The sequence below is a fragment of the Campylobacter lanienae NCTC 13004 genome, from assembly GCF_002139935.1.
Taxonomy (GTDB): domain Bacteria; phylum Campylobacterota; class Campylobacteria; order Campylobacterales; family Campylobacteraceae; genus Campylobacter; species Campylobacter lanienae.
This window is the reverse complement of the sequence record NZ_CP015578.1, coordinates 857,898-881,615: the sequence shown is the minus strand read 5'-3', so window position 1 is coordinate 881,615 and position 23,718 is coordinate 857,898. Positions and strand designations below refer to the sequence as shown.

Below are 23,718 nucleotides of genomic sequence, written 5' to 3'. Positions count from 1 at the left end.
TTAGTGGATTGTTGATTTTAGATTTTTATAGATTTCACACTCTTTTTCTAACACTTCATCTGTGTCAAAACCTACTATTTTACCTGAGCTTATAACGGCGATTTTGTCTGCGTTTTTGATAGTTGTGAGCCTATGGGCTATTACTATTACTATCTTTTCTTGACCTAAGTTCTCTATGGCTTTGGTTATCTCTTTTTCGCTTTCATTATCGAGTGCGCTTGTAGCTTCATCAAATATAAGAATTTGCGGGTCGTGATATAAGGCTCTAGCTATAGCTATTCTTTGTCTTTGGCCGCCACTTAGATTGGCTCCATATTCACTAAGTGTTGTATATATGCCATCATCTAAATTTTGGACAAAGCTATAGGCATTTGCCATTTTAAGAGCCTTTATGACCTTGGTTTCATCTAGTGGTGCGCCGTAAGCTACATTGGCGGCGATTGTATCGTTAAATATATAGACTCTTTGGGTTACTAGACCGATATTTTCTCTTAGGCTGTGGAGTTTAAATTCACTAATATCATTTTCATTAATTAATATTATACCCGAGTCTGGATCGTAAAATCTCATTAATAAATTTATAAGTGTGCTTTTGCCCCCACCGCTACTTCCGACTAGGGCTATCATTTGACCTTTGTAAATTTTGAGATTTATCCCATTTAGTGCTACCTTATCGCCATAGCTAAATTTCAGATCTTGGATTGTGATTGAATTTACCCTAGATGGGAAATCAATACTCCCATCAACTATACTTGGGCTCATATCAAGTAGCTCAAATGTTCTTTGACTAGCTACGATGGCATCTTGCATTTGGTTGTATATAGCAGTTAGTCTTTTGATTGGCGTATAGAGCATAAACAAAGCTGTAAGAAAACTAAAAAAACTCCCAACAGTGATCTGGCCATCTATAACTTGCTGACCACCTATGATGATAGTGATGGCAATGCCGATTGAGCCTAGAGTCTCCATCATTGGGCTTACTAGGGTGTTTGTTTTGACAGATTTTAAATTTAGTTTAAAGATTTTATCATTTTGGGCGCCAAATTTATCTAGCTCTTTTTTTTGTGCGTTATTGGCTTTGACTATCTCAATATTAGAAAATATTTGGCTTAAAACTGATGTTATATCGCTTGAGGTTTCTTGCGATGTTCGGCTGATTTTACGCATTCTTTTAGCTAGTCTTGATAGTGGATAAAACGCCGCTGGTAGTACTATTAGAGAAAATAGTGCTAGAGTAGGGCTTTGGTAGATTACTACACAAAGTAGTCCTATGATGGTGACAAACTCACGCACTAATTCTGGGATCAAATTTGATACTATTGAGCGAATTCTCTCTATATCGCCCATAATCCTACTCATAAGCTCGCCACTTCTATATTTATGAAAAAAGCTCATATCAAGGCTTAAAATATTTGCCAATTGATTGTATCTAAATCGTCTTACGATATCTTGACCTATGTAGGCTGTAAAATATGCTTGTAGATATACTCCAAGGCTTTTGATAAAATATATTGCGATAATTGCGTATGGAAGTAGATATAGCAGGGTTTCATCTTTTTGGATAAAGATATAATCAAGCACAGGTTTAACAAGCCACGCTGATACCGCAGTCCCCACACTAGCCATAATCATACCAATAATCGCTATAATAAATTGTGGTATATACTCTTTATAAAATGATTTAAATCTTTTAAAAACTTCTGTTATTCCACCCATATTTTCTCCCATTTAACTCCATTTGGTGTATCCATTATGGCTACTCCAAGGCTGTTTAGCTCATCTCTTATTAAATCCGCTTTTTCATAGTTTTTAGCCGATTTGGCTTCATTTCTAGCTTTGATTAAATTTGAAATTTGCTCTTTTTGTGCTTCATCAAAGCCATATTGAAACCACTCAAATTCATCTTGATACAATATCCCAAGAGTCTCTTTAATGAAATTTAAATTGGCCATAATCGTGGATTTTAAGGCTTTGTTTTTAGGCTCTTTATCTAAATTTGTATTAGCTTGATTTACCATTTCATCTATTTTGGCTAAGGCTATTGAGATATTTAAATCATCACTTAAAGCATCTAAAATCAAGCTTTTAAACTCATCATCAACCCTACTAGGCTCAACTCCGCTTAAGCGTTTTTTAAGTCTGTAAATTTTATCGAGTCGCTTCTTGCTAGAGAGCAGATCAGATATATCGTAGTTAAAATTAGCTCTATAATGGCTACTCATCAAATAAAATCTCACCGCCTCGCCAGGTGCGATAGCTAGGGCATCTTTGATAAAAAATGAGTTGCCTAAACTCTTACTCATCTTCTCATTATCTACTTGTATAAAGCCATTGTGTATCCAGTGATTGGCTAGATCTTTATGATATGCACACCTACATTGTGCGGCTTCGTTTTCATGGTGCGGAAAGAGAAGATCAGCCCCACCGGCGTGTATATCGATTGTCTTAGCAAATATCTCTTCAATCATTGCCACACACTCAGTATGCCAGCCAGGACGCCCCTTGCCAAATGGACTATCATACCAATTCTCATCAAATTTCCATAAGACAAAATCTTTATCATCTTTTTTGCTTTCATTGCTTGATACTCTAGCGATGAGATTTTCATCTTTTCTACCGCTTAAGCTTAGATATTTTTCATCTTTACTTGTATCAAAGTAAATTCCATCTTCAAGCCTATATGTGGCTCCATTTTGCTCTAATTTTTGAATATAATCTATAATAGCATTTAAATAGTTAGTGGCCTTTGGCTCTATATCGGCGTTTAAGACATTTAAAGCTCTCATATCACTAAGATATCTATCTATATAATGTGTTGTTATCTGTTCTAAGGTTTGATTAGTTGAGCTCATTTTGGCTAGTATTTTATCATCTATATCAGTGAAATTCTTAACAAATTTAACACTATAACCAAGCGCTATTAAAACTCGCCTAAGTAGATCAAAACTAATACTAGATTTAGCATGCCCTAGATGAGCATGATCATAAACGGTTGGACCGCATACATATATATTTATCTCATTGTTATTTAATGGGATTAAATCAACTTTTTTCTTTAACACCGTATCATAAATTTGCATAGACAAAATCCTTCAATTCTACTAATAAATATCCAAAAATAGCCGCTAAAATTATGGTGATTAAATTTAATCTGTTTAAACTTATATCTAAAAATTGCTTAAAACCAAATACACAAATCGCATATCCTAATAAAAATAGACCGCTTATAGAACTAGCCAAAGCCAATCCACTAGCACCAAGAGGCTTAAAGAAAATTAAGCATAAAATTGTGTTGATAAATAGCGAATATATAGCTATTTTGGCGGCGATTTTTTGTTGCATTTTGGCATATAGCCAGAGCGAAAATAGCTTATAAAGCCCAAATGGTAAAAGCCCAAGTATATACATTTGTAAAACCTTGGCCGATTCTATGGTATTTTGTGAGCTAAATTCACCCCTTTGAAATAGTAGCCAAATAATCTCTTTTGATAAAATATACCCACCAATAGTAGAAAATAGTAGCAAGAAAAATAGCAAATTAAAGCTCTTTTTAAGTAAATTTAGAGCTGTTTGGTTATTATCACTTTTGATGGCTTTGGCGATTTTAGGGAATATCGCAGTTGAGAGAGCGATGGCAAATAGAGCTAATGGTAATTGAAAAATTCTATTAGCATAATATAGGTAGCTTATAGCCCCAGTAGCTAAAAAACTTGCTATAAATGTAGAGATAAAATCGCTCAATTGATTGGCGCTACTACCGATGATCCCATGGCCGAAATTTTGCCAAAATTTATTAAATTTAGCTCTCTTGCCTTTTGCGAATTTGATTATCCCAAGGGTTAATAAGCGGAGTAAATTTAGCTTTTTAAGCGCTATAATATGTGATAAAACTTGAAGCAATCCACCTACTACAACACCCCAGCTAAGGTATAAAGCGGCGTTTTGTTGGTCTAAATCATTAGCTAAAAATAGAGCCATTATCATCGAGATATTTAAAAACGCAGTGCTAAAAGCAGTGGTGGCAAAGTGATTTTTGTATTGTAATAAAGCTGAGAGTAAAGTAACTATAAAAATAGCCAAAAGATACCAAAAATTGATTCTAACCAAAGGCACAGCAAGAGCTATAACTTCATCACTAAATCCATAGGCCAAAGCCTTAGTAACAAGCGGAGCAAATAGCATAACTATCAAGCTTAGAATTAGCATAGTAATGGTAAGTTTGATTAAAATTTCAGCAGCGAATAGCCCTTTTTGTGATACTTTTACTAAATTTGGCATAAAAGCTTGAGAAAATGCCCCCTCGCCAAAGAGTCGGCGAAAGAGATTAGGCAGCTTAAAAGCTACAAAAAATATATCACTCCAAATGCTTGCACCAAGGGCATTTGCGGTCATTAAATCTCTGATAAATCCAAGCACCCTAGAGCATAAAATTCCAATACTATTTGTAAAAAAATGTTTAAGCAAATATTAATTTCCCAAATTTAATTTACAGCTTTATAACCAATAAAAGAAAGTTTATAAAAAAATATTATAGTTATTTTAAAATATTAAAAATTAAGCGGTATTATACTCTAAAAAAAGTTAATATTAATATATTTTTTAGTAGAATAATCGAATTTAAATCCTAAGGAGTAGTGGTGTTATTTACCAAAGCTAGTGAATATGCTATGCTATCATTGATACTATTATCGCAATCAAACTATCCAAAAGATGTAGATACCATATCTACAGAGCTTGGAATTTCAAAAAGTTTTCTAGCCAAAATTTTACAAAATTTAGCCAAAGAGGGGATATTAAACTCTTTTAAAGGGGCAAATGGCGGATTTGTTCTAGCCGATAAGCCATCAAATTTGAGTATTAAGCGTATTTTAGAGAGTGCTGAAAAGCGCAAAGTAAATGTATTTGAGTGTGCTAACTCTAGATGCGATTGTCCAAGCAACAAAGGCGATATATGTCAAATTTGGCCTATGTTTAATGACTTGCAAGTGCGAATTGATGACTTTTTAGATCAGATAACCTTAGCTGATATTATGAAGAAATAATTTGGCTAAACGAAATATTTTGACAATGGTGGCGCCATTTTTAGCGCCAATAATGAAGGCTAAGAGCCTAACTGTAGTTTTTGTCATTGTAGCTATTTTGGCTATTATCATTGTGCCTTTACCTAGTGGGGTGCTTGATTTTTTCTTAGCCTTATCAATAGCCATATCTGTACTTATAATCTTAATCTCAATTTATATACCCAAGCCAACAGATCTTAGCACATTTCCTACTCTTGTTTTGATAGTTACTCTATTTAGATTAGCGCTCAATATAGCAACTACTAGAATGATCTTAAGCGAAGGCCACAATGGCCCTGAGGCTGTGAGTGATATCATCGCTAGTTTTGGTAAATTCGTAGTTGGTGGCAACTATGTAATTGGTGTTATTGTATTTTGTATTTTGGTGCTTATAAATTTTATGGTTGTAACTAAAGGCTCAACTCGTGTAAGTGAAGTTCAAGCTAGATTTACTCTAGATGCGATGCCTGGTAAGCAGATGGCGATCGATGCGGATTTAAATGCTGGTTTGATAGATGAACAAGCAGCCAAGCAAAGACGCCAAGATATCATATCTGAGGCGAATTTTTATGGAGCTATGGATGGTTCATCTAAATTTATAAAAGGCGATGCGGTAGCTGGTATTATCATCACAATTATAAATATTATCGGTGGATTTTTGATCGGCTCTTTTGAGCATGATATGGCTATCAAAGATGCCGCTTCTACATATACTATTCTTACAATTGGCGATGGATTAGTAAGTCAAATTCCTGGACTTATCACTTCAACAGCAACTGCAATTATCATAACTAGAGCCAGTAAAGATGAAGATAACTTCGCAGAAGGGGTGGTATCACAACTTCTTGGTGAGTATAAAACGCTTTTGATAGTTGGGTTTATTCTTTTTATGTTTGCTTTGGTGCCAGGACTTCCGACACTATCACTTGGATTTATGGGGCTTTTGTTTTTGGGAATTGGATTTATATTAAAACAGATTGAAGATGGCAAGATAGATTTTAGTGCTATCAAAGATGGCAAGAAATCCACCCAGCAATCAAACGCCACAGGCAAAGCCAATCAACCATCTACAAATAAAATGCCTAAAAAGAGCGATGAAGAGATCGCTATGGAAGAGCAAGCTAAGATTGATGATATCTTAAAAATTGAAATTTTAGAGTTGGATTTAGGATATGGGCTTTTGAAGCTTGCTGATGGGGATTTGATAGAGAGAATTAGGGCTATGAGGCGAAATATGGCTACAATGCTTGGATTTTTGATGCCAAAAATTAGATTAAGAGATAATATCTTGCTTGGCCCAAATGAGTATAAATTTAAATTAAAAGGCGTAGTAATCGGCTCAGGCATTGTCTATCCTGATAAGTGCTTGGCTATGGATAGTGGATATGTGAGTGCAGATATCGATGGTATCGCAGTCAAAGACCCAGCCTTTGGGCTTGATGCTCTATGGATAGATCAAAATTATAAAGAAGATGCGATATTAAGCGGTTACACCGTTGTAGATGCCGCTAGTGTGATATCTACTCATATGAGTGAGTTAGTCAAACAAAACGCAAGTGAATTGCTAACCAAACAAGAGGTTCAAAATATCCTTGAAAAGGTAAAATCAGAATACTCCGTAGTAGTAGATGATGCTCTAAAAGTAGTTGGCGTGGGCGTTATTCAAAAGGTATTAAAAGCCTTACTTAAAGATAATATCCCTATTAAAGATATGCTTAGTATCTTAGAAGCTATTAGCGATGTGGCAGAAGTTAGTAAGAATTTAGATATGATAATAGAGCATGTTAGAGCAGCCCTAGCAAGGGTTATAACATCTATATATGCTGATGAAAATGGTCAATTAAATTTCTATATTTTAGATGCTCCAGCCCAGCAAAAGCTCATTGATAGCCTAAGTTATAAAGATGGAGCATACACAATGATGATTAATGTCGCTCAAACTTCAGCTATAGTAAGTGCATTAAGAGCAAAAAGAGAGAATCGCCCTATTAGCGAACAGGGTGCTATGGTGCTTTGCGTTGAGCCTAGTATTCGTAAATTTATAGCTAGTATTGCGCAGAATTTCTCTATCGATATTGCGGTGCTTAGCTTTGCTGAGATTGCGCCAAATACGCAGTTTGAAACTCTTGGTACTATAGAGATACCAGAACTTTAATAAAGGAATAAAATGAAAATTTATCATCTTAGTCATACTGATTTAGATGGATACTCTTGTCAGTTTGTTAGTAATTTTTATCTTAAAAATATTGAATTTTATAACTCAAATTATGGTAAAGAGATAGACAAAAAGATGTCACACATAATCTCCAAAATTACAGATGAAAAGGCTATTATACTAATCACAGATCTGAATTTAACCCAAGCACAATGCCAAAGCTATCAAGATCAGCTAAAAGACAAAGATGTCAAGCTAATTTTGCTTGATCATCACCAAACGGGGGCTGATTGCGCTAAGATATTTCCTTGGTATTATCTAGATAGCTCTAGAAGTGCGACTAAAATTTGTTATGATTTTTTTAGTGCGATGTTTGGCGAAGATGAGCGTTTAAAGGCCTATTGTGATGTTGTAAATGCTGTAGATATATGGCTTAAAAATGATCCAAATTTTGAGCTTGGTAAGGTCTGTATGGGTGCGATCGCTGGGGCTAAAGAGATAAATAAAGTTATGTTTGAAGATGAGCATATAGAGTATATATTTTTTCTTATCAAGAACTTTTTTGAATTTTTAAGTTTAAATAATGCTCATATCGAGCTTGATAATAGACTTCATGCGATTAAGAAGGAGTTTTTTTATCTTAAGAATGATGATACTTTAAGCAATCTTAACTCAAGCTATCTTGTAAGGCGCCTTGCGTCAAATAAGGATAAATTTAGCATTAATTATCGTGGTAGTAAGGGAATTTTGACTTATAATATAGGAAGTGCTAGTGTGATTGGCAATGATTTTCTAGTGGCAAATCCTGAATTTGAATTCTTCATAGATATGACTAGTAAAAAGAGTATGAGCTTTAGATCTAATGGGGATTTTGATGTGAGCCAAATGGCAAAAGAGCTTTGCGATGGCGGCGGTCATAAAAATGCTAGTGGTGGGTTTTTTGCTGGATTTGTAGATAGTTATAATTATGATGAGATAAAATCACAAGTTGTAAATTTGATAAATAAAAAAACAGGAGAATTATGATGAAAAATTATGAAAATGATGTTACGCTAGAAGAGATGAGCTATGAGCTTGAGTTAGCGACTTTGGGTATGCTATATTACGCAGGGGTTAAAAAAGAGCTTGTAAATGTCGCATTTGATAGATATATCGATGTTATAGATGATGTCTTAGAAGGTAGCGACGCTAGTGGCGTAGATGAGGTTATAGCTGTGGTAGAATATATGAAAAAGAACTACCCAGAGCTATTTAAATAGCCTTTTGCTTTTGTGTTTTAGTAATCTAATGGCAAGTTGGCCTCTTTTATTTAATGTTTTATAGTGATGCCAGATATTAAATTTAAATCTACTAATCTGAATTTGGGCAAAAATATGCTCTAATTCATCTCTCTCTTTTGCTGTTAGATTACTCAATTTCTCTCCTTTGATTTGAGATTATTATTGTACTTTATAACTTATTAAATATTAATTAAATTCATTTCTAAATTTATATTTTGATTTTATTTGGATAATATTTTACAATTATAAGCAGTTAAATATATTAATTGCTAAATAAATTGATAAATTTTAATATTTTTGCTTAAATTACTTGACAAAGATAGGCTCAATGTTGTATAATTATCTTAGCAATTAAATATAAAGAGTGCTAATAAATGAAACTAGATAAAAGAGATTTGATATTAGAATCTATCATTCATGCTTATCTTGAGGTTAATGAACCAATCGGCTCTAATGAGCTTGGTATGAGAATGAATGTAGCGATTCCAGCATCAACTATTAGAGTCTATTTTAAAAAGCTTAGCGACGAAGGAGCGATCACTCAACTTCATATTAGTGGTGGTCGCATACCAACAGCTAGTGCGATGGAGTTTTATTGGCGAAATAGGCTAAAATTTAGCTCTGTTTTATCTATTAACAATACAGATTTGCTAAATTTATTAGTTTATAAAAATGATATTTATTGCATGATTTTTAAAGATCAAAAGCTATTTTTACAAGATGTTTTAAATCTCAAAGATCGCTTTTTGGTGCTTGATTTTCTTACTGAGAGCATATCAATTAAATTTAGCTCAAAGGTGGAAAGATTCTTAAGCAACTTAATTGGCGTTAGCTTAGAAGAGCTTGAAAATATCTCTATACAAGTAGGATTGAGCGAGTTAAGAGCAAAGATTAAGGCTTTGAAAAGAGGCGAGATTTTATTTCAAGAAAATGAGAAGATTGCTTTTGAAATTTGTAAAGACGACAGCATAAAGGCGATTTTAGATCCATCATTTGGTGATAATTTTAATGGAAATTTAGCCTTTAGTCCGTTGTTTTCTACTGGCTATATGGGGTTAAAAACTGATGTATTATATCAAGGTAAGCCCGCTGTAATGGTCTGCGCTAGTAGTGTGTATAGTGATTATGAAAAGTTTTTTAGTATGTTAAAGGAGGCGGCGTGAGTCAAAACGAAAAAGAAAATTTAGATAAAAATCCAGCTTTGGATGAACAAAATTGCCAAGAGTGCGAAGCAGAAGAAAAAAATTGTGAAGATGATTTAGCAGATGAGCTTAATAAGGTTAAAGAAGATTTGATAAGGGCTACGGCTGATTTTGAGAATATCAAAAAGCGTTTAGAGCGTGAAAAAGCTGAAGCTTTGAAATTTGCAAATGAGAGCTTTGCTAGAGATCTTTTGCCAGTTATTGATGCTTTGGAGATTGCTGCGAATTTACAAAGCGGAAATGATGAGATAACAAACAAGATAAAAGATGGGATAAATCTAACTATCGAGCAGTTTAAAAAGTGCTTTGAAAAGTATGGTATAAAAGAGATTGATACCAATGTTGAGTTTAATCCTGAATTTCATAACGCTATAAATTATATAGAGACAGACGAGGTAGAAAGTGGCAAGATAGCTACTGTTTATCAAAAAGGCTATCTATATAATGATAGAGTTTTAAGACCTTCAATGGTTGTAATAGCAAAATAAATTTTAATAAAAAAGGATACAAAATGAGCAAAGTAATAGGAATTGACCTAGGAACAACAAATTCATGCGTAAGCATATATGAGAGAGGCGAAAGTAAAGTAATACCAAATAAAGAAGGAAAAAACACAACTCCTTCTGTGGTGGCTTTTACTGATAAGGGTGAAATTTTAGTTGGTGATACTGCTAAACGACAAGCCGTAACAAACCCTGAAAAAACCATATTTTCTATCAAAAGAATTATGGGTCTTATGATGAATGAGAAAAATGCTAGCGAAGCCAAAGCTCGCCTTCCATATCATATCGTAGATAGAAATGGTGCGTGTGCTGTTGAGATAGCTGGCAAAACATACACTCCACAAGAGATTTCGGCTAAAGTATTGATCAAGCTAAAAGAAGATGCTGAGGCGTTTTTGGGTGAGAGTGTTACTGATGCGGTTATAACCGTGCCTGCATATTTTAATGATAGCCAAAGAAAAGCTACAAAAGAAGCAGGAACAATAGCAGGATTAAATGTACTTAGAATCATAAATGAACCAACAGCGGCGGCTTTGGCTTATGGTTTGGATAAAAAAGAGGCCGAAAAAATCGTAGTTTATGACCTAGGTGGCGGAACCTTTGATGTAACTGTGCTAGAAACTGGCGATAATGTAGTTGAAGTTTTAGCTACTGGTGGTAATGCGTTTTTGGGTGGTGATGACTTTGATAATCGCTTAATTGACTTTTTGGTAAATGAATTTAAAAGTGAAAGTGGAATAGACCTTAAAAACGATGTTATGGCTCTTCAACGCCTAAAAGAAGCTGCTGAAAATGCCAAAAAAGAGCTAAGTAGTGCTATGGAAACAACTATAAATCTACCATTTATCACAGCTGATGCCACTGGACCAAAACACCTTACAAAGACTATTAGTAGGGCTAAATTTGAAAGTATGATAGATGATTTGGTATCTCAAACAATATCAAAAATTAGTGAAGTTGTCAAAGATGCAGGTGTGAGCAAAAGTGATATAAAAGAAGTAGTTATGGTGGGTGGCTCAACTCGTGTGCCTTTGGTACAAGAAGAGGTTAAAAAAGCATTTGATAAAGAGCTAAATAAATCAGTAAATCCTGATGAAGTAGTGGCAATTGGAGCAGCTATACAAGGTGCGGTAATTAAAGGCGATGTAAAAGATGTGTTGCTATTAGATGTTACACCTCTTAGCCTTGGTATTGAGACTCTTGGTGGAGTTATGAGTAAATTGATAGAAAAAGGTACCACAATCCCAACTAAAAAATCTCAAACTTTCTCAACTGCTGAAGATAACCAAAGTGCTGTTACTATCAATGTTTTACAAGGTGAGCGTGAATTTAGCCGTGATAATAAAAGTCTTGGTAATTTCAATCTTGAAGGCATTATGCCAGCACCAAGAGGCGTGCCACAAATTGAAGTTACATTTGATATAGACGCAAATGGAATTCTCACAGTCTCTGCTAAAGATAAAGCTAGTGGAAAAGCTCAAAATATCACCATTTCAGGCTCAAGCGGCTTAAGTGAAGAAGAGATAAATAAAATGGTAAATGACGCTGAATTACACAAAGAAGAAGATAAAAAGAGAAAAGAGGCCGTTGAAGCTAGAAACGCAGCTGATAGCCTAGCTCACCAAACTCAAAAATCTCTTGATGAACTTGGTGAGAAAATTTCAAGCGAAGATAGAGCTAAAATTGAAGCAGCCTTAAATGATTTAAAAGAGACATTAAAAGATGAGAGCGCCACAAAAGAGCAGATCGATGCGAAGGTAAAAGCCCTAAGCGAAGCAAGCCATAAGCTAGCTGAGGCAATGTATCAAAATCAAACCGCTGGTGCTAACGCACAAGATAAGAAAAAAGATGATGATGTTATCGACGCAGAAGTAGAGTAAATTTATAAGCTGGCCTTTAAGGCTGGCTTAAATACAAAAATATCTCATCAGCTAATAAAAAATTTGGATTATAGATTCTCTCATTTTCTAATATCAATTTTTTCTCTTCAATTAATATTTTAGCTCTTTGTCTCATCTCTAAACTTAAATCTAATAGATCAACCCCAACGCAACTCCTAAGCCCCAAAAAGACTCTTTCATCTCTTTTGTTTTCATCATTTAAAATTTCAATAGATTTTTTAAAGGGATTATCGATATAATTTTTAAGATTAGTAGCACCTTTGTATCTTTTAAATCCAGTTGTCCCCACAGCATACGCACCAAATCCATAGTAATCATCGCCACGCCAATAGCTTAGATTATGATTACAAATTTGACCAAAATTCGATATTTCATACTGCTTAAATCCGATATTTTCAAGTGAATTTATAAGATATTTAGCTAAGATTGGGCTATCTTTTTGATATGATTTTTTAGAGCTAAACTCACTCTCAAGCATTAAGCTATAAGCTGATATATGCGTAATTTCTAGCTCTTTTAGGGCTTGAATTTCACTAGATAGCAAGGCTTTTGTATCAAGCTTGGTGCCATACATTATATCTACATTTATATTTGTAAAACCAGCTATTTTAGCATCTTTTATGGCTTTAAAGACTCTTTTTGAGTCGTGAATTCTACCTAGAAATTTAAGCTTATTTTCATTAAAGCTTTGCGCTCCAAGGCTTAGGCGATTTACACCGAGTTTTCTCATATATTTTAGCCAATTTAAATTCGCTGAGTTTGGGTTTGCTTCGCTAGTGATTTCGCAATTAATATCTAAATTTGGCATTAAATACTCAAAAATATCATCATATAATCCAGCTTCAACGCTACTAGGAGTGCCGCCACCTATGAAAATTGTAGAGATTTTATCTTTGAATTTTATGCTTTTTATCTCTTTGGCTAGGGCTTTAAAATACTCTTTAGTTATATTAAATTTATCACTATGAGAGCCAAAAGCACAATATGGGCATTTTGATTCACAAAATGGAATATGGATATAAATATGCAACTTTTGTCCTAAAATTTATTCTAAATTTAACAAATAATTTATTAAATTTAGTTGATTTATTAAACTTTAAACGCTTTTAAGGTAGGATTTTATCAAATTTTTAGGAACAAAAAATGGATAAAGGCAAGAGATATCGCCCAAATGTAGCGGCTATTATCTTATCTCCATCTTATCCTTTAGAGTGTAAGGTATTTATCGCCCAAAGGCACGATATTAGCGGTGCTTGGCAGTTTCCACAAGGTGGAATTGATGAGGGTGAATCACCTAAGGAGGCTCTTTTTAGAGAGCTTGAAGAGGAGATAGGAACAAATGAAATAGAAATTTTGTGTGAGCATCCTAAGTGGTTAGAGTATGATTTCCCAGAAAGCATCGCTAAAAAGATGGCTCCGTATGATGGACAGACTCAGAGATATTTTTTGGTTAGATTAAAGCCAAATGCAAAAATAGATCTAGCGACTAAACATCCTGAATTTGATGATTACTGCTTTATGCCTGTAAATGATGTATTAAGCAAGGTTAATCACTTTAAAAAGGGTGCTTATGCTAAGGTGCTTAAATATTTTAAAGATGAAGGGTTTATATAATGCTAATTGTACAAAAATATGGCGGAACTAGTGTTGGAAATTTAGAAAGAATAGAAGAAGTAGCTAAGAGAGTAATCGCTACAAAAGATGCTGGAAATGATGTAGTAGTAGTAGTTTCAGCTATGAGTGGAGTAACTAATCAGTTAATAGAATATGCTGAGCATTTTGCTAAAATTCAGCCACAAAGCGCTGATATGGATATGTTACTTAGCTCTGGTGAAAGAGTTACAAGCTCACTTCTTTCAATAGCATTAAATTCAAAAGGTTATAAGGCTGTAGCATTTAGCGGTGATATGGCTGGGATTATCACTAATGATGATTTTACTAAAGCTAGGATTATCGATATAGATGGCAAAAAGATGAAAGAGGCGCTAAAAGAGGGCAAAATAGTCGTAGTAGCTGGATTTCAAGGGGTCACAAAAGATGGAGATATAACAACTCTTGGGCGTGGCGGAAGCGATCTTAGCGCTGTGGCTGTGGCTGGAGCATTGGATGCTGATTTGTGTGAAATTTATACCGATGTAGATGGGGTATATACCACAGACCCAAGAATTGAGCCTAAGGCTAGAAAACTTGATAAAATTAGCTATGATGAGATGCTAGAGCTAGCTAGTATGGGGGCGAAGGTATTACAAAATAGAAGTGTAGAATTGGCTAAAAAATTAAAGGTGAAATTGGTCACTAGAAGTAGTTTTAACAATAATGAAGGAACACTAATAACAGGAGAAGCGGATATGAATACATCAGGAATGGAACAAGCACTAATAAGCGGTATAGCGCTAGATAAAAATCAAGCAAGAGTAACTATGAGAGGGGTTATAGATAAGCCAGGAGTTGCTGCTAGTATCTTTAAAAAATTAGCTGATAAAAATATAAATGTAGATATGATTATCCAAAATACAAGCCACGAAGATGGCACTACAAGTCTTGGCTTTACAGTGCCTCAAAATGAGATGGAAGCGGCTAGAAATGTTGTTGATGATGGTAGCGCAAAATCTATTGAGATAGATAGCGAAGTAGTCAAAGTAAGCGTAGTAGGCGTAGGTATGAAAAGTCATAGCGGTATAGCATCTATGGCGTTTTCTGTGTTGGCAAATGAGGGGATTAATATTCAGATGATCTCTACAAGTGAGATTAAAATTTCAATGATAGTAGCGGCAAAATATGGTGAATTAGCTGTTAGAGCACTTCATAAAGCTTATGAGTTAGAGAAGTAATGGATCTTATCAAATGGAGTTTGGACGCTATTAGGAGTTCAAGCAAGGAGCTAAGCTGGATGGAAGAAAGACGCTTAGAGTGGGTGCCTTTGCTCTCTTCTAGGCTTAGATATCTCATTGATGGGGCGCCGTTTATTGTAATATGTGATGAGGATAGAGAGTGGTTTGAGAGCTATTTTTTACGCAGTATTAATCGCAAAGGCTCTCATCGCCCCATATTGCCATTTATCTCGCTTAAATCTTTATATCCAAGATTAAATGATATAAATTCCAAAGAGGAGATAAGCTTGCTTGATGATATGCTTAGTATCGTATTTCCAAATGGATTTGTATATTTTTACATTGGTAAAAGTAGCTCAAAGCTATGCGCAATAGCTAAAAATCGCACCAGTAGCTATATGTGGCTATTTGACGAACAAGCAGAAAATAGCTTCTATCTTAGCTCTACAGATGAGAATTTGGATTTTAAGCTTTTATCTATGTTTAGACTATTTGATCGCACTATTGATGCTGTATTATTTGGTCAGGTTGAGCTTTGAGTTTAGATAGTAAGATTATTATTAGCGATGATTTTGAGAGTATTAAATCTGAGTATGTCTCTATTTTAAAACCTGAATATTTAAAAATTTTTGAATATGAGAGTTTATTGATAGACGGAGTCAAAGAGATAATATCTCAAGCATATATCGCAGAAAAAGAGCCAAAAGTTTTGCTAATTATGGCTAATAAATATGGCATCGAGTCGCAAAATGCTCTACTTAAAATCCTTGAAGAGCCACCAAGAAATATAATCTTTGTCTTAGTCGCACCAGCTAAAAATATATTTTTAGCTACAATTCGCTCTAGATTAAGTATAGAAAATAGGGTTAAATTAACCAAAAGTGAGCCAACGGGGATAGACTTTACTAAGCTAAGCTTAAATTATATCAATGAGTATGTATCTACTCAAACAGCACTTGAAAAGAGCGATAAATTAAGCAAAACTCAACTTCTAAATTTACTTAAATCCATAATAATAGATGCAGTCAAAAATGGGGTTAAATTTACCCATGAAGATTATATATACTTTAATAAATTATATAGAATTACAGATCTAAATTCCAAAGCTCAAACCACGCTTTTACCGCTACTTTTACTAATAATGCAAAGGATAAAATGAGAGCGTATAAATTAAATATAGATAGCGATTTTGACCAAATTTGCCACTTTATATCACCGCATAAAAGTGGGGCGAAAATTATGAGAAAAAAGGCGAATTTAAATTTTATTTTAATCAAAGATATAAAGGCTGTAGCTGTAAATATCTTAAAGCAAGATGCCCTTAGTATCGGTGCTGAATTGGTAAGTTCTCATAATGCAATTTTTGGTGGTGTGGGGTTAGAAAACGCACTTTTAATAGCAAATGATAAGCAAATTCAAATTCTAGCCAAAAAGGAGCTAGCTCAAGATTTTGGACTAGATAAATTGGCTAAATTTCTATCAAATTCATTTACAAAACCATCAAAATGCGAGATTATGGCGGTTTTAAATTTCAATAATGATAGCTTGAATCCAGCAAGTAGAGTTGGCATTGATGATGCGATTTTGCGCATTGAGAGCGTGATTGATTTGGGCGCCGATTATATAGATATCGGTATGGTAAGCTCACGGCCAGGGAGTGAGTATATCGGTGCTAAGGCTGAATTTCAAAGAGTCAAGCCAGTTGTAGATCTAATCTATGCTAATAGGCTTTATGAGAGAGTGGAATTTAGCCTTGATAGCTTTGATCCATTGTGTTTGGAGTATGCCTTAGATCATGGATTTAGCTTTGTTAATGATATAACCGCAGATCCAAAATTGGCCTTTTTAGCTGGTAGATACAATGCCAAGTATTGTCTAATGCATAAAAATGGCGATCCTAAAACTATGCAAATCAATGTCAAAGATAGCGATATTTTAGGGCTTATAAGTGAGTTTTTCGCTCAAAAATTAGAAGAGATTAAGGAGTCTAAGGCTAAGCAAATTTATCTTGATATAGGTATAGGATTTGGCAAAACTGCTCGTGATAATATGGCTTTGATTAAGCATTTGGAGCATTTTTTGTCTTTTGGATATCCGCTTTTAGTAGGTGCTAGTAGAAAATCTATGATAGATTATTACAGCCCAAGTAGCGTAGATGAGCGCTTAGCTGGAAGCTTGTATCTACACCAAAAAGCTATAGAAAATGGCGCTACTATCATTAGAACGCACGATCCAAAAGAGCATATCCAGATGCTAAATTTACATAATTCATATAAGGATTTAGAGATAGTATGAATCATAAAGAGTATTTAGAAGCAGTTGAGACGCTAAATAGATGGGCGAAGGCTTATTATACTGATGATAATCCCATAGCTAGTGATGATGAGTATGATGCTTTGTATCATAAGGTGGTTGAGTTTGAGAGCCAAAATCCAAATTTAAAAGCTATATTTTCACCTACTAATAGAGTTGGTGGCGAGATTTTAGAGCAGTTTGAGAAGATAGCCCACAAAGCTAGAATGTGGTCGATGGAAGATATTTTTAGTGATGATGAGCTTTTGGCGTGGATAGAGCGTGGGGATAAGCGCTCACAAAGATTTTTTGTAGAGCCTAAATTTGATGGGGCGAGCTTGAATTTAACCTATGAAAATGGAGTTTTAAAAAGCGCAGCCACAAGGGGTGATGGCGATATCGGAGAGGATGTTACTAATAATGCTAAGGTGATTAGCTCTATTCCTTTTAAAATTCCTTATGATGGGTTGATTGAGATTAGGGGTGAGGTTGTTATAGCTAAGAGTGATTTTGAAGAGATTAATGCTAAGCGTCAAAAAGATGGCCTAAGCCTATTAGCCAATCCTAGAAATGCCGCCGCTGGTAGTCTAAGACAGCTAGATTCTAGCATAACCAAATCTAGAAGATTGAAATTTTATCCATGGGGCGTGGGGGCAAATGAGCTTAAATTTAGCACTCATAGCGATATGATGGAGTTTGTAAGATCGCTTGGATTTTTAAGGGATGATTTTGTCAGGGTTTGTAATAGTATAGATGAGATTAAACAAGCCTTTAAAGATCTTTTAGCTATAAGGGATGAAAAGCCTATAATGATGGATGGGATGGTGGTTAGAGTAGATGATCTAGCTAAGTGTGATGAGCTAGGATTTACTGTGAAATTTCCTAAATTTATGGTGGCCTATAAATTCCCCGCTACACAAAAAACGGCTAAATTAATCGGTGTAGCACTGCAAGTAGGTAGAACTGGTGTGATAACTCCTGTTGGTTTGCTAGATGGAGTGGAGATAGATGGAGCATTTGTAAAAAATGTAACCTTGCATAACTTCGATGAGATAGAGCGTCTGGGGCTTATGAGGGGGGATTTTGTCTGTGTGATTAGAAGTGGTGATGTGATACCTAAGATTATAGAGGTGTATAAAGATAGAAGAGATGGCACACAAACCAAGATAGAACGACCAAATTCTTGTCCGAAATGCGGTAGTGAACTTTTGGATGAGGGGGTATTTATAAAGTGTCAAAATTTGAGTTGTGAGGCTAGGGTGGTAAGCTCGATTATATATTTTGCTTCTAAAAAGTGTATGAATATCGATGGTCTTGGTGATGCGATAATAGAGTTATTGTATAAAAATTCAAAAATATCAAATATAACAGATATTTATAGATTAGATAAGAGTAGCTTTGATGGATTAGAGGGATTTAAAGATAAAAAGATTGAGAATATTTTAAATGCTATAAATATGAGCAAAACCCCGCCACTTCATAGATTTATCACATCTTTAGGGATTGAGCATATTGGTGAAGTAGCAGCGAAAAAGATAGCTACAACTTATATGGATAATTGGTTAAATTTAAATCAAGATGAGCTTTTAAGCCTTGATGGATTTGGTGAGGCGATGGCGCTTAGTTATTTGGAGTTTATGCGTGTTAATCGCTCTAAGATTATGGAGCTTATGGAGTTTGTAAAGCCAAAATACGAAGATATTAAACTCACTCAAAATATATTTAGCTCTAAAACCATAGTTATTACAGGCACACTCTCTCGCCCTAGAGATGAGATCAAAAAGGAGCTAGAGAGCTTTGGGGCTAAGGTTAGTAACTCTATATCATCTAAGAGTGATTATCTATTAAGCGGAGAGTCAAGTGGAAGCAAATATGACAAGGCTCTATCTTTAGGCGTTAAAATCATAGATGAAAAAGAGTATGAGAGATTAAAAAATGAGAGCTGATATAGCTGTGGCAAATAGATTAAATATCAGTAGAAATAGAGCAGCACAGCTAATTAGTAATGGGGCTGTGCTAGCTAGCTCAAAAGTTATAAATAAACCTAGCCAAGAGATTGAATCAAGCGATATTATAGAGATTAAAACTCAAATTTATGTCAGTAGAGCAGCGCTTAAATTGGCTGGATTTTTGGATGAAATTAATCTAGATTTAAGCGGCAAAACCGCTTTGGATATCGGGTCTAGCACGGGTGGATTTGTCCAAATTTTGTTAGAAAATGGGATAAAAGAAGTTGTAGCCTTAGATGTAGGAAATATGCAATTAAGCCCAAATTTAAGAGATGATAGCAGAGTAATAGTCCAAGAAAATACCGATATTAGGGATTTTGAAAGTGGAGATAAATTTGATATTATCACTGCTGATGTGAGCTTTATATCATTATTACATATCATTTCTCATATTGATAGATTGGCATTAAGCGATATAATACTATTATTTAAGCCGCAATTTGAAGTTGGCAAAGATGCCAAACGAACCAAAAATGGCGTAGTAAAAGATGAGAAAGCTATAAATAAAGCGATGATTAAATTTGAAAGTGAATGCCTAGCCTTAGGCTGGAAATTAATATACAAAAGCAACTCACAAATCAAAGGCAAGGAAGGGAATATTGAGCTATTCTACCATTTCAAAAAGTAGCATAAAAGCTATAGCTATAGGTAGTTTTGATGGAATTCACAAAGGGCATAAGAAGCTTATAAAGCAACTTGGCAAAGATGGTGCTTTAGTAGTAGTGCGAAGCGATAAGGCATCTTTGACGCCTGGGGATAGACGCCAAGAGTATAGCGGTGTGCCGTGTTTTTACTATGATTTAGATGATATATCTGGGCTTAGGGGTGATGAGTTTATAGATATGCTTAAAAAAGATTTTGTGAATTTAAATAAAATTGTAGTTGGGTATGACTTTAAATTTGGCAAAGATAGAGCATGGGATAAGCACGATTTAAAGCATCTATTTGATGGTGAAGTGGTTGTGGTAGATGAGTTTTGCTTTGATGGGCTTGGGGTGCATAGTTCTGCTATAAAAAGATTTTTGCGTGATGGTGATATATATAGGGCCAATAGGCTTTTAGGGCGTGAGTATAGCGTAGTTGGTAGGGTTGTAGATGGTCAAGGAATTGGCAAAAAATATCTATATCCAACTTTGAATTTAGATATAACCCCATATCTAGTACCTAAAGATGGAGTATATGCTACAAGAACAAAGATAGATGATATCACTTATAGCTCTATAACTTTTATCGGTAATAGACTTAGCACTGATGGAGAGTTTGCGATTGAAAATCATATTTTAGATAAAAATATCGATTATAGACCTGATTTTGTGCGAGTTTGCTTTGTTGAGTGGATTAGGGATAATATGAAATTTGATAATTTAGAAGATCTAAAAAGACAAATTTCAAAAGATATAATAATAGCGCAAAATGTTGCTAAAAGCTGTGATTTGAGCATTGAAGAGGTTAGTTTGCACTCTAGGAATTTAGAAGGGGTTTATAGTGAGAGATGAGGTGTTTAAAACTGCTATAAATAAGCAATTTGAATTTGATGAGAGTGTGGCTAGTGTATTTGATGATATGGTTTTTAGATCTGTGCCATTTTATAAGCAAACTCAAGAGCTAATAATCTCATTTTTAACCAAAAGATTAGATAAGGGTGCTAGGGTTGTAGATCTTGGTTGCTCTACGGCTACGACACTGCTTGAGCTTTATAAGCTTAGGAGTGATTTGGAGCTTTTGGGTATTGATAATAGCTTAGCTATGCTAGAGCGTGCTAAAAATAGAGCCAGTGGCTATGGAGCCAAAATAGAGCTGATTAATGCTGATATTTTGGAGTATGATTATAATAGGGTAGATGCGGTGATGCTTAATTATACCTTGCAATTTATTAGACCTATTAAAAGATATGAATTTGTAAAGAAAATTTTTGATAGCTTAAGTAGCGATGGTATCTTTGTATTTAGTGAAAAGCTGATATATGATGATAAGAGGTTGGCTTTGGATATGATAAATATCTATGAAGAGTATAAGCAATCGCAAGGATATTCTAAATTTGAGATAGCACAAAAGCGTCAAGCCTTAGAAAATATCTTGATACCTTATAGTGAAAATGAGAATAAAGAGCTATGTTTAAATAGTGGATTTAAGAGTGTAGAAACTATATTTAAATGGGCGAATTTCGCAACTTTTGTGGCATTTAAATAGCTATTGATTTATTAGTATTTAAATAAATTTAATGTAGAATAAATATTATTTTAAGGGGCTTTTTTGAGATATTTGGCTTTGATATTTTTGATTTTTGCTTCTGCTTTTGGTGCTGATACGGTTACTGTGCCTACTATGAATCTTAGCTTAAGCGCACCAGATACACCACAACAACTAGTAACTAGCTTAAATGTTTTAATAGTCTTAACTATATTAGCTTTGGCGCCATCTTTGATATTTATAATGACTAGTTTTTTGCGATTGGTTATTGTATTTTCATTTTTGCGTCAAGCTATGGGTACTCAGCAGATGCCACCTACAAGTGTGCTTATATCTATAGCTTTGATACTTACATTTTTTATTATGGAACCAGTTGCTAAGCAGAGTTATGAGCAAGGCATAAAGCCATATTTAGATGAGCAAATCAGCTATCAAGAGGCCTTTGATAAAGGGGCAAAGCCATTTAAAGAATTTATGATACGAAATACTAGAGAGAAAGATTTGGCCTTATTTTATCGTATTCGCCAGCTTCCTAATCCAACAACTATAGATGATGTCCCTTTGACTATAGCAGCACCAGCATTTATAATTAGTGAGCTTAAAACCGCATTTGAGATAGGATTTTTGTTGTATTTGCCATTTTTAGTTATCGATATGGTAGTAAGCTCTGTATTGATGGCTATGGGTATGATGATGTTGCCGCCTGTTATGATATCTTTGCCATTTAAATTACTGATTTTTGTCTTAGTAGATGGATGGAATTTACTAGTGGGTAATCTAGTTCAAAGCTTCAAGTAGCTACAAAGTATAAAATAGGCATTGTAATAAAGATAGTTATCATACCTATAGCCACACTTGAGATAGCCAAATTTGAATCTAGATTTGCTTTTAATATCATAGCACTTGCTAATACCATCGGCGGAGTGGCGACTTCTATTAATCCTATTACCCACTCTTTGCTAAGCTCTATACCAAATATCTTAGTGATTGATAGAAATACAATTGGCGCTAATATCATCTTAGCAAAGATCACCACAGAACAGGCCTTATAAGAGCTTTTAATACTATTAAACCCAAGTCTAAGTCCGACAGCAAATAGAGCCACCGGCACCATACTACTAGATAGCATTTTCAAAGGCTCAAATATAATTTCAGGTAGATTAAAATTTTTAAGTATCACAGCCAAAGCCAGTGCGATAAATGGCGGAAATTTGATAATTTTAAGGCTATTTTGAATTATTGAGCTTTTCTTAGATGTCCCAAAACCCAAAATCAATGGCCCAAAAATGCTAATAGGCAGAGCCGTAACTACTTGATCAAATAAAATAACAATACTCAAAGCACTCTGGCCATATAATCCTTGAATAATAGGAATTCCGATAAATAAGGTATTGCCAAACATACTAAGGAGCGCTACACTAGCCAAAGTTGCGGTTGAAAATTTAAGCATAAATCCCATTGCTACAGCTACAAAAGCAGCTATTACAGATGAGATAAGTCCCACAAATACCATACTAATCAAATTTAAATCCACAACCAAATGATAGACTTTATCAAAAATCAAAGATGGCAAAGCAAACCACAAAACAAAATCCAAAAATACAATAGCCTTATTAGGCGAGATGATTCTTAATCTTTTAGCTACATATCCGCTAAATAGTAGTATAAACATTGAAAATAGAGGGTATATTATCATTTTTTAAACCTTTTTTGTATGTATAGATATATAATTGTAATTATAGCTACAGCTATCAATAAACAGATGGTAATTTGAGCTAAATACTCTTTGATAAGCTCTTTTTGATCGCCGATATAATACCCAATAGCGATCAAAATTGCCACCCAAATCCCAGCCCCAAGCGTGGTATAAATGCTAAAAGTAAAGATATTCATCTTAGCTAGTCCTGCTGGCAAGCTGATATATTGTCTAATTCCTGGGATTAAGCGACAATTAAATGTAGAGATTTCGCCATATTTGTTAAAAAATCTCTCAAATTTAGCCATCTTTTCATCTGTGATTCCTATGTATTTGCCATATTTTAATATAAAGGCTCTACCAAAAAAGTAGCATAAATAGTAGTTGAATATCGCTCCAGCAAGGCTACCTAATGCCCCAGCACCAAATGCTAGATATAAATTCATCTGCCCAGTATATACCAAATATCCAGCCGGTATCATGACAACTTCACTAGGAAAAGGGAAAAAGCTACTCTCCAAAGCCATTAACAAAAATATCCCCAAATACCCCCAATCAGCGACTAAACTCACTAGATAATTAATGATATTTTCTAACAT

General features: G+C 34.5%; 24 protein-coding genes. 17 read left to right on the top strand and 7 right to left on the bottom strand.

Annotated elements, in window-relative coordinates:
* From CLAN_RS04485 to murJ, 3 genes are read right to left on the bottom strand one after another with little or no spacing between them, the layout of a single operon-like run.
* A complete protein-coding gene (locus tag CLAN_RS04485; protein WP_232045865.1) occupies positions 1 to 1,728 on the bottom strand; it encodes an ABC transporter ATP-binding protein in 1,728 nt (575 codons plus the stop codon).
* Positions 1,704 to 3,080, bottom strand: a complete 1,377-nt coding sequence (gene cysS, locus CLAN_RS04480; RefSeq protein WP_100590688.1) for a cysteine--tRNA ligase — start codon at positions 3,078 to 3,080, stop codon at positions 1,704 to 1,706. The genes CLAN_RS04485 and cysS overlap by 25 nt, the downstream gene beginning before the upstream one ends.
* Positions 3,067 to 4,464, bottom strand: coding sequence for a murein biosynthesis integral membrane protein MurJ (gene murJ / locus CLAN_RS04475; protein ID WP_100590687.1), 1,398 nt, complete (start codon positions 4,462 to 4,464; stop codon positions 3,067 to 3,069). Before murJ ends, cysS begins: the two co-directional genes overlap by 14 nt.
* A gap of 173 nt (positions 4,465 to 4,637) precedes the next feature.
* Between murJ and CLAN_RS04470 the strand changes: the two genes are divergently transcribed.
* Genes CLAN_RS04470 through CLAN_RS04455 form a run of 4 tightly spaced genes read left to right on the top strand, consistent with a single transcriptional unit; the run spans position 4,638 to position 8,474 of the window.
* Positions 4,638 to 5,042, top strand: a complete 405-nt coding sequence (locus CLAN_RS04470) for an Rrf2 family transcriptional regulator (RefSeq protein ID WP_096013178.1) — start codon at positions 4,638 to 4,640, stop codon at positions 5,040 to 5,042.
* Between the two features lies 1 nt (position 5,043).
* The gene (gene flhA / locus CLAN_RS04465) at positions 5,044 to 7,215 is read left to right on the top strand and encodes a flagellar biosynthesis protein FlhA (RefSeq protein WP_100590686.1); all 2,172 of its coding nucleotides are present in this window, start codon (positions 5,044 to 5,046) and stop codon (positions 7,213 to 7,215) included.
* A gap of 12 nt (positions 7,216 to 7,227) precedes the next feature.
* Positions 7,228 to 8,241, top strand: coding sequence for a DHH family phosphoesterase (locus tag CLAN_RS04460; protein ID WP_096017252.1), 1,014 nt, complete (start codon positions 7,228 to 7,230; stop codon positions 8,239 to 8,241).
* Positions 8,241 to 8,474 (top strand): hypothetical protein, encoded by a 234-nt coding sequence (locus CLAN_RS04455; RefSeq protein ID WP_096013668.1) that lies wholly within the window; start codon positions 8,241 to 8,243, stop codon positions 8,472 to 8,474. Before CLAN_RS04460 ends, CLAN_RS04455 begins: the two co-directional genes overlap by 1 nt.
* On the opposite strand, the gene CLAN_RS08290 is transcribed toward CLAN_RS04455, so the two are convergent.
* Positions 8,463 to 8,630 (bottom strand): hypothetical protein, encoded by a 168-nt coding sequence (locus CLAN_RS08290; protein WP_167368935.1) that lies wholly within the window; start codon positions 8,628 to 8,630, stop codon positions 8,463 to 8,465. The two genes, CLAN_RS04455 and CLAN_RS08290, sit on opposite strands and share 12 nt — an antisense overlap.
* Positions 8,631 to 8,869: 239 nt before the next feature.
* Between CLAN_RS08290 and CLAN_RS04450 the strand changes: the two genes are divergently transcribed.
* From CLAN_RS04450 to dnaK, 3 genes are read left to right on the top strand one after another with little or no spacing between them, the layout of a single operon-like run.
* Complete coding sequence (locus tag CLAN_RS04450) at positions 8,870 to 9,658, top strand: HrcA family transcriptional regulator (protein ID WP_100590685.1); 789 nt, start codon at positions 8,870 to 8,872, stop codon at positions 9,656 to 9,658.
* 38 nt (positions 9,659 to 9,696) lie between these two features.
* Positions 9,697 to 10,185 (top strand): nucleotide exchange factor GrpE, encoded by a 489-nt coding sequence (locus CLAN_RS04445; RefSeq protein ID WP_100591048.1) that lies wholly within the window; start codon positions 9,697 to 9,699, stop codon positions 10,183 to 10,185.
* 23 nt (positions 10,186 to 10,208) lie between these two features.
* A complete protein-coding gene (dnaK, locus tag CLAN_RS04440) occupies positions 10,209 to 12,080 on the top strand; it encodes a molecular chaperone DnaK (protein ID WP_086244583.1) in 1,872 nt (623 codons plus the stop codon).
* A 16-nt stretch (positions 12,081 to 12,096) separates the two neighbouring features.
* Here dnaK and hemW read toward each other — a convergent pair whose 3' ends face one another.
* Positions 12,097 to 13,131, bottom strand: coding sequence for a radical SAM family heme chaperone HemW (hemW, locus tag CLAN_RS04435; protein WP_100590684.1), 1,035 nt, complete (start codon positions 13,129 to 13,131; stop codon positions 12,097 to 12,099).
* Positions 13,132 to 13,244: 113 nt separating this feature from the next.
* On the opposite strand from hemW, the gene CLAN_RS04430 reads away from it, so the two are divergent.
* The 10 genes from CLAN_RS04430 to fliP all read left to right on the top strand — a co-directional run bounded on the left by CLAN_RS04430 (position 13,245) and on the right by fliP (position 22,221).
* On the top strand, positions 13,245 to 13,715 hold the full coding sequence (locus CLAN_RS04430) for an RNA pyrophosphohydrolase (RefSeq protein WP_086239936.1): 471 nt from the start codon (positions 13,245 to 13,247) through the stop codon (positions 13,713 to 13,715).
* On the top strand, positions 13,715 to 14,932 hold the full coding sequence (locus CLAN_RS04425) for an aspartate kinase (RefSeq protein ID WP_086242937.1): 1,218 nt from the start codon (positions 13,715 to 13,717) through the stop codon (positions 14,930 to 14,932). The genes CLAN_RS04430 and CLAN_RS04425 overlap by 1 nt, the downstream gene beginning before the upstream one ends.
* A complete protein-coding gene (locus CLAN_RS04420; protein ID WP_096013183.1) occupies positions 14,932 to 15,471 on the top strand; it encodes a HobA family DNA replication regulator in 540 nt (179 codons plus the stop codon). The genes CLAN_RS04425 and CLAN_RS04420 overlap by 1 nt, the downstream gene beginning before the upstream one ends.
* Positions 15,468 to 16,091, top strand: a complete 624-nt coding sequence (locus tag CLAN_RS04415) for a DNA polymerase III subunit delta' (RefSeq protein ID WP_086239938.1) — start codon at positions 15,468 to 15,470, stop codon at positions 16,089 to 16,091. Before CLAN_RS04420 ends, CLAN_RS04415 begins: the two co-directional genes overlap by 4 nt.
* Entirely contained in the window at positions 16,088 to 17,227 is a 1,140-nt protein-coding gene (folP, locus tag CLAN_RS04410) for a dihydropteroate synthase (protein WP_100590683.1), read from the top strand. The genes CLAN_RS04415 and folP overlap by 4 nt, the downstream gene beginning before the upstream one ends.
* On the top strand, positions 17,224 to 19,170 hold the full coding sequence (ligA, locus tag CLAN_RS04405; RefSeq protein WP_100590682.1) for an NAD-dependent DNA ligase LigA: 1,947 nt from the start codon (positions 17,224 to 17,226) through the stop codon (positions 19,168 to 19,170). The genes folP and ligA overlap by 4 nt, the downstream gene beginning before the upstream one ends.
* The gene (gene tlyA, locus CLAN_RS04400) at positions 19,160 to 19,861 is read left to right on the top strand and encodes a 23S rRNA (cytidine-2'-O)-methyltransferase TlyA (protein ID WP_100590681.1); all 702 of its coding nucleotides are present in this window, start codon (positions 19,160 to 19,162) and stop codon (positions 19,859 to 19,861) included. The genes ligA and tlyA overlap by 11 nt, the downstream gene beginning before the upstream one ends.
* Entirely contained in the window at positions 19,830 to 20,729 is a 900-nt protein-coding gene (locus CLAN_RS04395) for a bifunctional riboflavin kinase/FAD synthetase (RefSeq protein WP_167368965.1), read from the top strand. Before tlyA ends, CLAN_RS04395 begins: the two co-directional genes overlap by 32 nt.
* On the top strand, positions 20,719 to 21,423 hold the full coding sequence (gene cmoA, locus CLAN_RS04390; RefSeq protein WP_096029537.1) for a carboxy-S-adenosyl-L-methionine synthase CmoA: 705 nt from the start codon (positions 20,719 to 20,721) through the stop codon (positions 21,421 to 21,423). Before CLAN_RS04395 ends, cmoA begins: the two co-directional genes overlap by 11 nt.
* 72 nt (positions 21,424 to 21,495) lie before the next feature.
* On the top strand, positions 21,496 to 22,221 hold the full coding sequence (gene fliP, locus CLAN_RS04385) for a flagellar type III secretion system pore protein FliP (RefSeq protein ID WP_232045887.1): 726 nt from the start codon (positions 21,496 to 21,498) through the stop codon (positions 22,219 to 22,221).
* Here fliP and CLAN_RS04380 read toward each other — a convergent pair.
* Complete coding sequence (locus tag CLAN_RS04380; protein WP_086241274.1) at positions 22,214 to 23,119, bottom strand: AEC family transporter; 906 nt, start codon at positions 23,117 to 23,119, stop codon at positions 22,214 to 22,216. The genes fliP and CLAN_RS04380 overlap by 8 nt on opposite strands.
* Positions 23,116 to 23,718, bottom strand: a complete 603-nt coding sequence (locus CLAN_RS04375; RefSeq protein ID WP_086241275.1) for a DedA family protein — start codon at positions 23,716 to 23,718, stop codon at positions 23,116 to 23,118. The genes CLAN_RS04380 and CLAN_RS04375 overlap by 4 nt, the downstream gene beginning before the upstream one ends.